The organism is Burkholderia sp. USMB20 (genome assembly GCF_000949135.2).
Classification (GTDB): domain Bacteria; phylum Pseudomonadota; class Gammaproteobacteria; order Burkholderiales; family Burkholderiaceae; genus Burkholderia.
The window spans coordinates 287,681-300,928 of record NZ_JTAN02000017.1; the positions used below are offsets into that span (position 1 = coordinate 287,681).

General features: G+C 55.9%; 8 protein-coding genes and 1 pseudogene. 6 read left to right on the forward strand and 3 right to left on the reverse strand.

The annotated features are described in order from the left end of the window. Window positions 1–45: 45 nt before the first annotated feature. Both PL79_RS21570 and PL79_RS21575 read right to left on the reverse strand, forming a co-directional pair. Window positions 46–159 (reverse strand): annotated as a pseudogene (locus tag PL79_RS21570) (transposase); the annotation flags it as partial. Between the two features lie 182 nt (window positions 160–341). Beyond that, the gene (locus PL79_RS21575) at window positions 342–1,469 is read right to left on the reverse strand and encodes a porin (RefSeq protein WP_235879303.1); all 1,128 of its coding nucleotides are present in this window, start codon (window positions 1,467–1,469) and stop codon (window positions 342–344) included. Window positions 1,470–2,298: 829 nt separating this feature from the next. Between PL79_RS21575 and PL79_RS21580 the strand changes: the two genes are divergently transcribed. The 4 genes from PL79_RS21580 to PL79_RS21595 all read left to right on the forward strand — a co-directional run bounded on the left by PL79_RS21580 (window position 2,299) and on the right by PL79_RS21595 (window position 7,810). Beyond that, window positions 2,299–3,570 carry a cytochrome P450 gene (locus PL79_RS21580; protein ID WP_044845145.1) on the forward strand — a complete coding sequence of 424 codons (1,272 nt, stop codon included), beginning with the start codon at window positions 2,299–2,301 and terminating at the stop codon, window positions 3,568–3,570. A gap of 644 nt (window positions 3,571–4,214) precedes the next feature. Continuing rightward, window positions 4,215–5,819, forward strand: coding sequence for a GMC family oxidoreductase (locus tag PL79_RS21585; RefSeq protein WP_044845146.1), 1,605 nt, complete (start codon window positions 4,215–4,217; stop codon window positions 5,817–5,819). A 66-nt stretch (window positions 5,820–5,885) separates the two neighbouring features. After that, window positions 5,886–6,665 carry an SDR family NAD(P)-dependent oxidoreductase gene (locus PL79_RS21590; RefSeq protein ID WP_044845147.1) on the forward strand — a complete coding sequence of 260 codons (780 nt, stop codon included), beginning with the start codon at window positions 5,886–5,888 and terminating at the stop codon, window positions 6,663–6,665. A 173-nt stretch (window positions 6,666–6,838) separates the two neighbouring features. Next, window positions 6,839–7,810: an MBL fold metallo-hydrolase gene (locus PL79_RS21595; RefSeq protein WP_082088519.1), complete on the forward strand. Its 972-nt coding sequence runs from the start codon at window positions 6,839–6,841 to the stop codon at window positions 7,808–7,810. 246 nt (window positions 7,811–8,056) lie between these two features. Here PL79_RS21595 and PL79_RS21600 read toward each other — a convergent pair whose 3' ends face one another. Beyond that, on the reverse strand, window positions 8,057–9,349 hold the full coding sequence (locus tag PL79_RS21600; protein WP_044845148.1) for an MFS transporter: 1,293 nt from the start codon (window positions 9,347–9,349) through the stop codon (window positions 8,057–8,059). 2,148 nt (window positions 9,350–11,497) lie between these two features. On the opposite strand from PL79_RS21600, the gene PL79_RS21605 reads away from it, so the two are divergent. Both PL79_RS21605 and PL79_RS21610 read left to right on the forward strand, forming a co-directional pair. After that, window positions 11,498–12,448 carry a quinone oxidoreductase family protein gene (locus tag PL79_RS21605; RefSeq protein ID WP_044845149.1) on the forward strand — a complete coding sequence of 317 codons (951 nt, stop codon included), beginning with the start codon at window positions 11,498–11,500 and terminating at the stop codon, window positions 12,446–12,448. After that, window positions 12,448–13,248 (forward strand): 2-keto-4-pentenoate hydratase, encoded by an 801-nt coding sequence (locus tag PL79_RS21610; RefSeq protein WP_135801113.1) that lies wholly within the window; start codon window positions 12,448–12,450, stop codon window positions 13,246–13,248. The genes PL79_RS21605 and PL79_RS21610 overlap by 1 nt, the downstream gene beginning before the upstream one ends.

The window sequence follows — 13,248 nt, forward strand, 5'->3', positions numbered from 1 at the left end:
CCGTGTCCGTCAACTTCCGTTTGCTATTGGGAGCAGTCCATATATGTAGTAGGTCGCTTCCGAGATGCCGTACTTGCGGCACAGCTCCGCCGGCTTCAGGCCAGCCTCGGCTTCCTTCAAGATGCCGATGATTTGCTCTTCGGTGAATCGCTTTTTCATTGCCGTTCCTCTCTGGAACGGACTCTACACCGTCACCGTACTAAACGCGGGGAGCAGGTCAACCGGACTTGACTGCCGAGCGAACTCATTCGCTCGGCGATCAGGCTACCATCCGTTCGACGCGACGCTGCCTTCACAACGCATTGAGCATCACGCTTGTTCTCAACGCCGGGCTATACGCCTTAAAATGTATGCCGAATGCCGGCGAGCACGATCGCCTGCGAACTGCTGCTAGACGGTGCATTTCCAAAGATCACTGCCACGGAACGGGGGCCACTTGCTAAAATCATGTCACCATAAGCGAAAAGAGTTGTTCGTTTCGACAAGAAATACGAAATGCTAAGCTGACCCGTATTCCAATGAACGCTGGCATTCGAGGATACGCCTCCGTATTTTCCACAGGTGTACAGGTAGCCTCCCGACAACATCAAATACGGGGAAATCAGGTAACTAAGCGTGCCATCATAGTTATCTAAGTGGAGGGAAGTTTTGTCCAGATACCGGTAGCGAACGTCAGACGCCATAACGCTCAATGTCAGTTGACCTAAGCCGTACGCCGCTCCAGCACCAAAAACTTTCTGCCTGTCGACGCCAACCGTATTGCTCAGTGGACTGACATGAAACAGCTGAAATGGTGCTAAGGAATAGTCCCCCGTCACTGCGCCGTTCGCGTTAGCGGCCCCTGGTTTATCGATGTTCAGGAACGTTGCAGCGATTTTTAGAGGGCCATTTTCGTATCCCACGCCAGCGCTCAGAGCTCGATTCTGTGAAAAATCTCCTGCTTTGTTACTAAACGCATACATGCCTTCTATCTTGAATCCATTTGACGTTGGGCTAACATACTTGATCGAGTTGTTGTACCTGAACGTTCCGAAAGTATTATCGTTATCGCCAACATTGACCCCGAGCCCGATTCCTGCCACTGCCGGAACCAGTGAGGTGAGAAAATCCCAATTCACATCATACTGACGTCCGAAAGCGAGCATGCCGAATCGCTTGGAATTCAGCCCTATCCAAGCTTGCCTACCGAACAAGAGCCCCCCCTGCTTCAACTTCCCGTTGTTCACATCGAATCCATTTTCGAGTGTCGCTACTGCGGAGAGCCCACTACCTAGATCTTCGACGACCCTAAAGCCAAACCGACTGTCGTTTAGGGCGCCGCTGAACATCTTTACATTTCTGCTTCCAGCCTCATTACTCACATACTCAAATCCATTCGATATAATTCCATACAAAGTAATGCCACTTTGCGCGAATGAACTGGCCGATATCACCATCGCGGATCCGAAGCAAAAAAATCTCTTCCTCATTTCTGTCTCCAAATTTATCCGTTGTGTTTTTATGAATCAATTTCAAACTCATCTGACGTTCTATCAAACGTGGAGGTTCGCAGTAGCCCACCTAACGAACACTGTTTTCGGCGAACATCCCCTTCATCTTGGGCCAAGCGGGCCTCACCTGCTGTACCACTGCAGGGGGACAGGGATACTCCGTCATTCCTTGTCGACGTCGGTAAACGCGGTAAACGCGGTAAACGGGCGTCTGACCAACTTCAAGCTGCCTCTAGAGGTCTGGCGAATTACAAATGAAATTTGGTGCTTCGCCGCCCGCGCTGTTGATTAACGAACCCCTGGGCACCAGCAACCACCCGATCTCGTCACTGCGGAAGCCTTGTGCTGCCGTTCGATGCGGGTGCAATAGAGTTGTCGATCGCGTCCGGCACTAAAGACCCGAAATAGCACGCAGCCCTAGCTCGTGGCAACTACACACAACTAAGGAGCGAGTCTTCAATCGCACCGGAAACTAACAAAGCGCCGAGTGTTTCCAAACAAGAGGGCAGGCTCCCTGCAGTGGTCGCAACTCGGCACGAAGGTCAAGTCATTTATCAGCAGCGCGTCAACGCACGATCGAGGCGCTGCTTTGCTCACCCGAACCACGAGTGTGCACGATCGCTACTCAATCGATTCGATGCATGGCTCACCAGGACGCGAGAAATGCTCTTTACAAATTGGATGCGACTCTGGCGATTCTCAATGGGGCTGTGACAGGCTATCGTCCCGCCCGAGGGGGACTGACTGAATTACTTGAGAAGGGCTACGCTGTCTCCCATACCGACATGGAGTCGGACAAGGAAATCTCATGCGCCCACTTTCCACGGAAGCGTCCTCGCAGGCGCAAGGACCAATCACGCCTGCCAGCGAGCGTTTTGATCCATTTGATCCCCGCTACGTAAGCGATCCGTATCCAACGCTGGCCGAACTAAGGGCAAGTGAGGCTGTGTTCTTTTCACCGGCGATCGGTTCGTGGGTGGTAACGCGATTCGAGACCGTCAAAGCCGTTCTGCGCGACACCGAGCGGTTCTCCGCCAAGATCGCCTCCGATCCACTGACGCCTTTGTGCCCGCATGCACGGAACATCATCGCCGATTCCGGCTTCGACGTTCCGCCCATGCTGGTCAACAATGACCCGCCATCGCATGCCCACTATCGGACGTTCTTTGGGGCGCCGCTTACGCGTGAGCGGCTGCAAGCACTGCGGCCTTTCACGGAACGGACCGTCGACGCATATATCGACCGGTTGCTGGCTGGCACAGCCCCCGCCGATCTTGTCGCAGGCCTCACTTGGGACGTACCCGCACTGGTGCTGTTCCAATTGCTGGGAGTGCCAGCTGATGACGTTGGGCGGGTCAAGGAATGGGCTTCGAGTCGCGTGGTACTGACTTGGGGCCGCCCCACTGAAGCCGAACAGGTCGAGCTCTCCAATGGAGCCGTGGCCTACTACCGGTACGCTCATGACTTGGTGCAACGTAAAGCGCTAGCCCCACAGGACGATTACCTCAGCGACCTTTTGCGCGCGAGAGATGGCGACGATCACAAGGCAACGATGCACGAGATCGGCGCAATAGCCTTCAATCTGTTATTCGCGGGCCACGAAACGACCTCCAGTGCTGCGATCAATATGTTCAAGGCCGTCCTGGAAGACCGCAAGCTTTGGCAAGCAATCTGCCAGGGCAAACAGCCGCTCGCCCAAGTCATCGAAGAATCTTTTCGAATGGATCCGCCAGTTCAGGCGTGGCGCCGACAAGCCAAGGAAGATGTCGTACTTGATGGCGTGACCATTCCGGCTGGTGACCGCCTTCTCTTATCATTCGCTGCCGCAAATAACGACCCTCAACAGTTCCCCGAGCCAGACACCTTCGCGCCCGGACGGCGCAACGTGATGCAGCACGTCGCATTCGGTGTCGGCGCCCACTTTTGCTTGGGCGCACCGCTGGCACGCATGGAGCTGGAGGTCATGCTGCAGCGCGTGGCTTCGCGCATCCCGCAGCTCGAGTTAGTCCCGGATCAGTCTTTTCCATATACCCCTAACACCTCGTTCCGTGCTTTGCAGCGCTTGTTGGTGACATGGTAACGGTAAACTATTGAGTACCTCTGCATTCGCCGGATCACTTGACCGACCTTGTCTGCCATATCGACAGCGGGAAATCGCGCCCCGTCGAACATACGCGTAACACAACGAAGCGCGCGTCGAGAAGAGCGCCCGCTGTCCCAAGATTCAAATGATCGGATAGTGGCGATTACCATCCACATCACTGTCATCGGTTCCACATCGAAGCTGCTGGGCGGAACCGAAAATTACATCATGCTAGTAGAGCGAATCGAGCGGCCCTCGGTTTGCTCCGCAAATTGCATCGTCGCAGATTCAGTTTATTTCGCGTAGCAATTGGAGGGATGGTGAACATGAAAATAAATCCCATATGTATATGGCTTACCGCCGACATACAGAAAAAGGCTTTCGCCGATTTACCGAATGCTTGAAGCATCCATGTAACGGCAGGAGGACATCATGCAGGCCACACGGCGGCAGACCGTAACCGGTGACGCTGAAATAGCTGCGGCATCCGCTCGAGCCCAAGCCCGTACCAAACCCTTCGCTCTCATCGTCGGGTACGCGGCATGCGATCGCGCTCCTATTGTTATGCACAACGCGAGTCTCGTTCCATCGCAATACCGGAACGAAGCGGTCGCCAGACGCGACCGTGCGAGGAGACGGTCATGAGCGAGGGCAACGCCTGTTACGACTATATCGTCGTCGGCGCTGGATCTGCCGGCGCAATCGTAGCGACGCGGTTGACAGAGGATCCTGCGACAAAAGTGCTGCTGCTCGAAGCTGGCCCCGAGGACACGAGTTACTGGTCCAAGGTGCCGATCGGTTTCGCAAAGATTCTGAATGACGCTCGCTTCATTTGGAATTACGAGACGTGGCCGGAGCCCGGATTGAACGGCCGCAGATTTCCGTTGCCACACGGCAAAGTCGTCGGCGGTTCCAGTTCTGTGAACGGATTGGTGTTCACCCGCGGATTGCCTTTCGATTACGACCATTGGGCCCGAATGGGCGCCAAGGGGTGGAGCTATATCGAGGTCCTGCAGTACTTCAAGAAGCTGGAAAGCTGGACGCTTGGCGCCGACGAGTACCATGGCGATAATGGTCCAACAGGCGTTGAAACGGCACGATGGAAAACGCCGTTAGCGGACGCCTTCATCGCAGCTTGCGTGAACTCAGGACTGCCGCGCAATGACGACTTCAACGGTCCAAAGCAGGACGGCGTTGGTTACTCGCCCTTGGATACACGCAATGGCAGTCGGTCCTCGACCGCGGAAGCGTACATCAAACCCAATCGCAAACGTTCCAATCTGCACATCATGACAGAGGCTCTGGTCGTTAAGATCGTGCTCGACGGACGGCGCGCTACGGGCGTGACGTATGAACGAGACGGACAAGCGTATCAGGTCCGGGCCGCCCGCGAGGTCATTCTTAGCGCAGGGACGCTACACACACCCCATTTGTTGCAGACGTCAGGAATCGGGCCGGCCGCTTTACTACAGGCGCACGGCGTGCCAGTGGTCCACGACCTAAAGGGCGTTGGCGAAAATCTCATGGATCATGTGCAGACCGGTCGCACCTTCGTCACGAACAGCCCGTTTACGTTCAATCGCACCGTCAACAACTGGCTGTCTCGATTGATGGCGGGGATCAATTACTACATTGGCCCCCGCAATGGAGCACTCACCATTGGGCCTTCGTCAGCTATCGCCTATGTTCGATCACATGACGGCCTGAACGAAGCGGATCTGCTGGTCCACTTCCTGCCCTTCCTGCCCGATAAAACCGGCTGGGGTCTCGATAGGAAATCCGGATTCCGCATCGCAATGTTCCCATCACGTCCCAGAAGCCGCGGCTTTGTCCGGCTGACGTCTCCGGACCCGAAAGTAGCGCCATCGATCGTATTCAACCATCTATCGATGTCGAACGATGTCGACACATTGATGCGTGGTATGCGTCTGGCGAAGCGGCTCAGTGAAACTGCACCGCTCAACCAATATGTCGTTGAGGAACTCGCGCCGGGCCCATTAGGGACCAGCGACGAGGGGTTGCTTGCCTTTATTCGCGAGAACGCCAACACGAGCTTTCATTATGCCGGTACGGCACGGATGGGCAACGACGATATGGCTGTGCTGGACGAGAAGCTGCGAGTGCGCGGAGTCGATGGTTTGCGCGTGGTCGACGCATCGGCGATGCCAGCAATCACATCGGGGAATATCAATCCAGCGGTGCTGATGATTGGAGAAAAAGGGGCAGACCTCATCAAGTCAGACTGACGCAAGCCGCCCATCGATCAGCTGCCACCGTTCAGCAAAATCTTTCTTAGACGAGACACGCGCGTCATGATCATCAACTTATCCGGAAAAATTGCCCTCGTCACTGGTTCGACTGCAGGCATCGGCTTCGGTGTCGTTCAGGGATTGGCAGCCGCTGGTGCAACGGTAGTCTTAAACGGCCGTATCCAGGACGAAGTAGATGCCGCCGTCACCAAGCTCCGCGGGGCCGTGCGCGGTGTCGTCGCCGAGCTCGGCACGATCGAAGGACACCAGACACTGGTCGACGCGGTACCTGCCGCAGACATCGTGGTCAGCAATCTCGGCATCATCGAGCAGTCCGACTTCTTCGTTACCGACGATGAGACCTGGGCAAGGCATTGGAATGTCAATGTCATGGCCGGCGTGCGGCTCGCCCGTTCATACCTTCCGGGAATGAAGGAGAAAGGCTGGGGCCGATTCATCTTTCTCGGCTCCGAATCTGCCTTCAACATACCCGTGGAGATGATCCATTACGGCGTCAGCAAGACGGCTGACGTCGCGTTGGCTCGCGGTCTCGCTAAACGCATGGCTGGCACTGGCGTCACCGTGAATTCCGTGCTTCCCGGCCCTACGCTATCCGAAAGCGTGACGTCGATGCTGGAACGTCAACGTGGAAACAGTGAGCGGTCTATTGAGGACCTAGCTAAGGACTTCGTTAAGAAGCATAGGTCGAGTTCGATCATTCAACGTGCAACGACCATCAACGAAGTAGCCAACATGATCGTGTATCTTGCGTCGCCGCAGGCAACGGCCACAACGGGCGCGGCCGTACGCGTTGATGGAGGCGTCATCGACACGATAATGTGACGCGGCTGGGTCGCACGCGGCCGACGTCACGATTTTTCACACTCGCCTGATACTTGACGTTCTCACTCGGGAGCGGAGAGTTCCTGACAGACGACCGCCTGCGCCGGACTGATGGTTCGACGTTTTGCTCCCTTGGTCCGATCGCTTTTTGTCGAAACGAACTGAATATAAACATGAAAAAGCTCGCCTCCCTGCTCCGACGGATCCTACTGGCGTTCGGTGCAGACATATCGACAAGGCTCAAAAGACGTTTCGTTTTCGCTGCGCTGGACGTGCACGGCCAGGCGCCGGGCTTTTACCGCTGGAGGCTGGGTGAATTCGAGATCACGGCACTAAGCGACGGCACACTCGATATGCCGGTTGATCAGCATCTCTGCGGCCCCAAGCCGGGAGAAGTCGCTGCAGCGTTCGAGGCGGTTTTTTCAAAACTGCCGATGGAGATGTCGGTCAATGCCTTCCTTATCAACGCGGGTTCGAAGCTAATCATCGTGGATGCCGGCGCGGGAACGCTGTATGGACCGACGCTGGGCCACTTGCACGAAAATCTGAGTGCTGCGGGATACCGGCCGGAACAGATCGATATGGTTTTACTCACCCATGTCCACGGCGATCATTTCGGCGGTCTCATCATCGATGGAGCGCGGAAGTTCCCAAACGCTAAAGTCCATGTAGCTAAGGCAGATCTCGATTACTTTTTGAACACTTCCAACGAGTCAGCGGCCACCGGGCTTCACCGGATAAATTTCTCGGCCGCTAGGACGGTATTTTCTGCGTATAGGGCGACCGGTCAGATCAAACCATTTGTCGGATCGCACGAGATCATGCCCGGAATTCGCGCAGTTCCAGCACCTGGTCATTCACCTGGCCATACAGCCTACCTGATCGAAAGTAAAAATCAAAAACTGATGCTTTGGGGTGACCTCCTGCATGTACCACAGCTTCAGCTTGCTCACCCCGAATATTCGATGGATTCCGACTTTGACCAATGTGAGGGACGCACCTCACGGACGGCTTTTTTCCATGAAGCCGCCGCACTAGGTTACTGGATAGCAGCCGCACATCTTCCTTTTCCTGGCATTGGCCATGTCAAATTCAACGGTAGCTCCTATACGTATATACCGGCTGACTACACGGCCAACCGCTAGAGAATCATAAATATCCTGGCTTGATCATCTCGGACGTTCCTCTGCGATTATACTCGCAGCTATTGAAATGCATATTTTCATTTCGGCTTTAAGCTGTCCATGCTTTTCGACTCATACCCGGGTCGACTAAGCCGACCCGGGGCACGGTTTGACGCTGACAACCAACTACTCGTACAGATCTCATGCGGCAGTCGGCGGGTGAAGGTTGTCAACGGTGAAACCATCTGCGCAACGTCAAGACTCAGCTCAATGTACTGGGAAGTCCTCCACTGCACTTCTATACTGTGGATGACTCGGCGTAAGTATAACGCCACCGATCGTCGCTACCGCAACGAAAAGCGCGTAACCAAGGATATAGAAATGATGTGACAGATTACCGTTTTGCGCGAAATAACCGACAGCGAATGGTCCGACCATACCACCGAAACTTGCGAACATGCTAATGAGCGCCACTGAAGGAGCAACCTGATTGCGCGGCACATTGCTCAACACCCACGCCCACCACGTTCCATTTGCCGAGTACAATCCCGCTCCTGCGATACAGAACATGCATATTGTCAAGATCAGGGAGTTGTTCACATAGTGTTGCGCGATCAAGGCGATTCCTGCGGCGGCAAGCGGCACTGCCACGAACCAGCCACGCGACCTGTTTGACGGCTGGTCCGACAACCAGGAGTTGACGAACATCGAGACGGCGCCCAACAGAGGTGGAAGTGCCGTCAACCAGCCGACCACACCAAAGCCGGATGAGGTGAAATGCTCTCTGATCAAGGTTGGCATCCACATCATGAAGCTGAACACCACCATCATCCAGCAAAACACCACAATCGAAAGCAGCCAAACGGTGGGCCGCTTGAGGACATCACAAAATGAACCGTCTGCACCCACTCCCCGCACTCGATTTTTCAAGATGTAGTCTCGTTCAGCTGTGCCGAGCCAGCGATCCTTTACCGGGTCATCAGAAAGGAGCACCACGACGAGCAACCCGACGACGATCGCAGGGATGCCCTGCAGAATGAACATTACTCTCCAATGAAACGCGTCGATCATCCAGCCGGCCAGAGGCGCCATAATCACCGACGAGAGCGGTAGTGAATATTGCGCGAAGGAGATGCCGCGCGCACGTTCGCGCGCAGGATACCAGTGTACGAACATGATGGAGAACGCCGGCCAAATCGCGGCTTCAGCCAATCCCATTACTACACGCACAGCGATAAGAGCTCGCAAATCGTGCACTACTCCCGTTAGACATGCAGTTATTCCGGTTACCACCATAGCGCCGGCAATCACTTTCGTTGGACCGAATCTATTGGCGAGCCAGCCGCCGGGGATTTGGGTGACTACATATCCCAAGAAAAACGCGGATAACAAGGCGCCCGTGACCGTACTACCCAAGCTCAAATCATGTGCCATTTGTGGCGCCGCCACCCCAATGTTCGACCTATCTGCGTAGGCAATCAGATAGGTAATGAACAGCAAAAGTCCAATACGCGTCCACCGGGAGGCTCCGACATTTTTCATATCTCCTTTTACATTCATCTCCGTCTCCTTTTAGTCGACACACGTGTTACTTCTCGTGGATCTTTATCCGCAATATAAGATTGAAATGCAGAAAATTGCTTGCCACCTCGTTGTTTGTCTGACTCATTCCACATACACAGATCAGGACGACGTCGTATTGGGCTGGAATACAATTTTCGCCGCACCGGTCCTATCAAAACCATGGATGCATAAAATGGTGAAGATATTCACAATCTCATGTAGCGCTCGAATAGTGAACGTGAAACCTATTCGATATCTCGAATCAGATAATCTTTGGTAGGTCTGCGTCGACTTCGCAACCAAACGAGCGGCCCTGACGAACTGTCGACAATCGACTGGACTAACGGGGCGAGGATCAATCGATTTCCTGTCACGCCGCTGGCTCGCGGACCATGCGCAACCGGTATATCCGTGATTCGAGCTCGACGAAAGCTTCGGCCGGGAATGGGGAAGATGGGCCAATGCGGTTGTGGATAGAAGAAAATGTCCCGGCCACACGAGGAACCATAGGGCTGGGGCAACTCAGACGGCAGCTTTGCCGGAGTGGCCGGAGAGTGATACTCGGGGAGAACTGCAGCGGACGCTACGATGTCGGCGTCGACCGCCATCGCAGCAGTGGCGCCACTATACCGGTAGTGATGTTGAACCACCCCATTCTCTCGCCTTGAGACATCGACTGGCGCCATCAAGGAGGCCCATCGGAAGCATCCAGCCGCTAGCGCCACGCGGTATTCGAAATTGCGATTGGTGAAATGATGCGGGGTTTGCCCGCTGGGATGGATTTCGTTCACGCCAGAAGATATCGCGCAATCGCATAAGGCCACTCGAAGAGCACCCGGGGAAAAAGGCCGGCCAGACCGCCTGCATCGCCCTCCGCGCGCAACTGCTCTCTGGGCAAATGCCCATATTCGGACAAAGCCGCCAAGTGTAGCGCTGTCAGATTCGAGAAGCGACCGCGTGCCAGCACTGAGCATCGGCTGAATGCGGTACTGCCAAGGGTTCGCCGGATCATACATCTCGTTTGCGATCGATCTTTTCGGACTATGGAGCGACCGATGGCAATTGCTTCTGCTCGCCGCCTGCCCACCGCAAATCGCGTTCTGTTCGCCAGCCGGCGGCGTCAATTCTTGCATCTCCATGACGTCCGATGGACGTAGGCATCTTCGAATTAAGTAGTCGTGGAACTGCTGCTTGTTGGATGAAATCTCTTCGAAGGCGAAAATCTTCACCGACAGGGCGGCTCCAAAGGTTCGACGCTTCATGAAATGAACGCCTCGAAGCTGCCCAGAGCCTTGGCATTCGGATGCAGCGTTGTGCATTGCGAGACGGTGTAGCGAGGCATGCTTGCGCTCCCTGTTCGAATCCGATGGGCCAACCTTACTCCCGCACTCGGACATGCGTCACGTCCCCTTGAAGTGGACACGGGGCAATACCTACGCTTGTACCCTTGGCCTCGATCGAGACAGGCGCCCGAGGCCCTTTGTGTCCGTCGACGTAGCAGCGGCCACTCTTCGTCGGCCAACCTTCTACGCCCATGCCGTCGCGGGACCGGGCCGCGGCACCAGCCGAGACATGTGGCTCGGTAGATTCCGTATCCCCAACGCCATGCACGGGCCGACTGACTTAGGCTCACGGAACTTGCGATGGCGGCTAAAGGCGATGCTCTTAAGACGAGGAGTTCTACGGGGCTGCGTTTGCCGCGAGAGTTTTCAACCCGCATCAACGTCGCCACCAACGAATCGTCGCAGCGGGAAATGGTCAACGTCTCGTCCATTGCCTGCACACTGCCCAAGTACATCTGGTGCCTGACAAGGACAATCCTTCTCGCGCCAAAGGCTTGGACCATGCACCGCTCGATGATCGGGCATGCGACGTCAGTCCCCCACACGGGGGACCGACACCGCATGCTGCTCTATGGATAATGACTAACCAAGAAGCGATCGAATCGGAGAGAGGCTTCTTTCCTCGCCGGGAGGAACACGGCCGAAGGCCGTTTCCGCCACCCTCGTCGGCAACGATACGCGCGGGAGCAAAAGGTTTTTCCCCGGTGATGACGCACCGACCGAGACACTTTAATCGGATCGGCACCTGAACCATTGATGCCGCGAAAATCCGTTCCCATTTTCAACGATTTCGGACACGCCAATGAAAGCCATCATTGCAACCTCAGAGGGGCCCAAGCTAGTGGATAGACCCCGTCCCAATCCAACTCCGACCGAGATTCTCGTTCGCTCGCGTGCCATCGGCGTAAATCGCATTGACCTATACACGCTTGGCAACCCGAATGACCAAATCATCGGCATGGAGTGGTCTGGTGAGGTCGTCGAAGTGGGTGCTAAATGCCAAGGGTTCCGCGTTGGCGATCGGGTGATGGGTACCGGCCCAGCCGCTTACGCCGAGTACGTGGTCACCGACTATGGCCGTGCCGTGCCGATACCCAAGCAAGACGTGGATTGGGCTGCAGCAGCATCGTCTATGCTCGGGCTCCAGACGATGCACGACGCTCTAGTGACGCGCGGAAGGCTTCGTCCTGGTGAGGCCGTCCTCATGCAAGGCGCTGCTTCGGTGATGGGTCTGATCGGAATGCAGATCGCCAAAATGCTTGGCGCCGGACCTGTTCTTGGAACTTCCGGTCATCCGGAGCGGCGTGGCAATCTGAAGGACTTCGACTGCGATGTCGCCATCGATAGCAGCCAGGAGGCCTGGTCGCGGAAGGTACTCGATGCTACGAACGGCAAGGGCGCGGACATCGTCATTGACAACGTGTCCGGATCAGCCTTCAACCAGTGCATGGCCGCGGCCGCACTCGAAGCGCGCCTTGTCAACGTCGGCCGACTGGGCGGTGCGACAGCAGCATTCGACTTCAACTTGCATGCACTTCGCCGCCTTGAGTACATTGGTGTGACGTTTCGCACGCGCAGCGTGGAGCAAGTACGGTCTATCAACTCCCGGATGCTGGCGGACCTTGGCCAAATGCTTGCCGATGGCGGTCCACGAGTTCCGATTGCGCACCGCTTTGCCTTCGACGACGCTGCAAGGGCCCTCGATACGTTGCGACGCAGCGAGCACTTTGGCAAGCTGGTGCTGGCGCTTTGATGGATCGCACACAGTCGCTTGCCCGAGCGGGAGATGTCCTATGGGGCGCATGGCAGCAGGGAACGGTTATTGAATCCTTGCCTGAGGAATGCCGACCCCTCACGCGTGCTGAGGGGTATCATGTGCAGTCGGTCATCGCGGCCCGTTCCCCAGCCCCTCTCTTTGGCTGGAAGATCGCCGCCACGAGTCATGCGGGCCAACGCCACATTAATGTGGATGGTCCGATCGCAGGCCGCCTCCTGCGCGAGCGTGTGCACCTTTCAGGATCACAGCTGTCGCTCGCACAGAATCGTATGGCTGTGGCCGAGCCTGAATTTGCCTTCCGCATGGCTCTCGACATCTTTCCAAGGCGGATCGCGTATTCGCTCGCCGAAGTGATGGCGGCGATCGCGGACCTGCATCCTGCAATCGAAGTTCCCGACTCACGCTTTGCCGATTTCACATTGGCCGGCGAGGCGCAAATCATTGCCGATAACGCTTGCGCGCATGAGTTCGTTCTCGGTGCGGCGGCACCGCACAGTTGGCGCACGACGGACCTTTCGAAGCACCCAGTTCACGGTAACGTTTTCGGACTGGAACGCAGCTATGCTCGTGAAGGCAGCGGAGCTTCTGTGCTCGGCAATCCACTGATTGCGCTCGTCTGGCTGGTCAATGAACTATCCTCACTTGGCATCACATTGCACCGTGATCAGGTTGTTACCACAGGCGCATGCCTCATTCCTCTCGAAGTGAATGCCGGAGACCGCGTGTTCGCTGATTTCGGCTCGCTCGGCGAGGTTTCGGTCAGCTTTAGCGAATAA

Bases quoted from the DNA above. Each gene is read 5' to 3' on its own strand.
- PL79_RS21575 (WP_235879303.1), bottom strand. From the start codon at position 1,469: ATGAGGAAGAGATTTTTTTGCTTCGGATCCGCGATGGTGATATCGGCC.
- PL79_RS21580 (WP_044845145.1), top strand. From the start codon at position 2,299: ATGCGCCCACTTTCCACGGAAGCGTCCTCGCAGGCGCAAGGACCAATC.
- PL79_RS21585 (WP_044845146.1), top strand. From the start codon at position 4,215: ATGAGCGAGGGCAACGCCTGTTACGACTATATCGTCGTCGGCGCTGGA.
- PL79_RS21590 (WP_044845147.1), top strand. From the start codon at position 5,886: ATGATCATCAACTTATCCGGAAAAATTGCCCTCGTCACTGGTTCGACT.
- PL79_RS21595 (WP_082088519.1), top strand. From the start codon at position 6,839: ATGAAAAAGCTCGCCTCCCTGCTCCGACGGATCCTACTGGCGTTCGGT.
- PL79_RS21600 (WP_044845148.1), bottom strand. From the start codon at position 9,349: ATGAATGTAAAAGGAGATATGAAAAATGTCGGAGCCTCCCGGTGGACG.
- PL79_RS21605 (WP_044845149.1), top strand. From the start codon at position 11,498: ATGAAAGCCATCATTGCAACCTCAGAGGGGCCCAAGCTAGTGGATAGA.
- PL79_RS21610 (WP_135801113.1), top strand. From the start codon at position 12,448: ATGGATCGCACACAGTCGCTTGCCCGAGCGGGAGATGTCCTATGGGGC.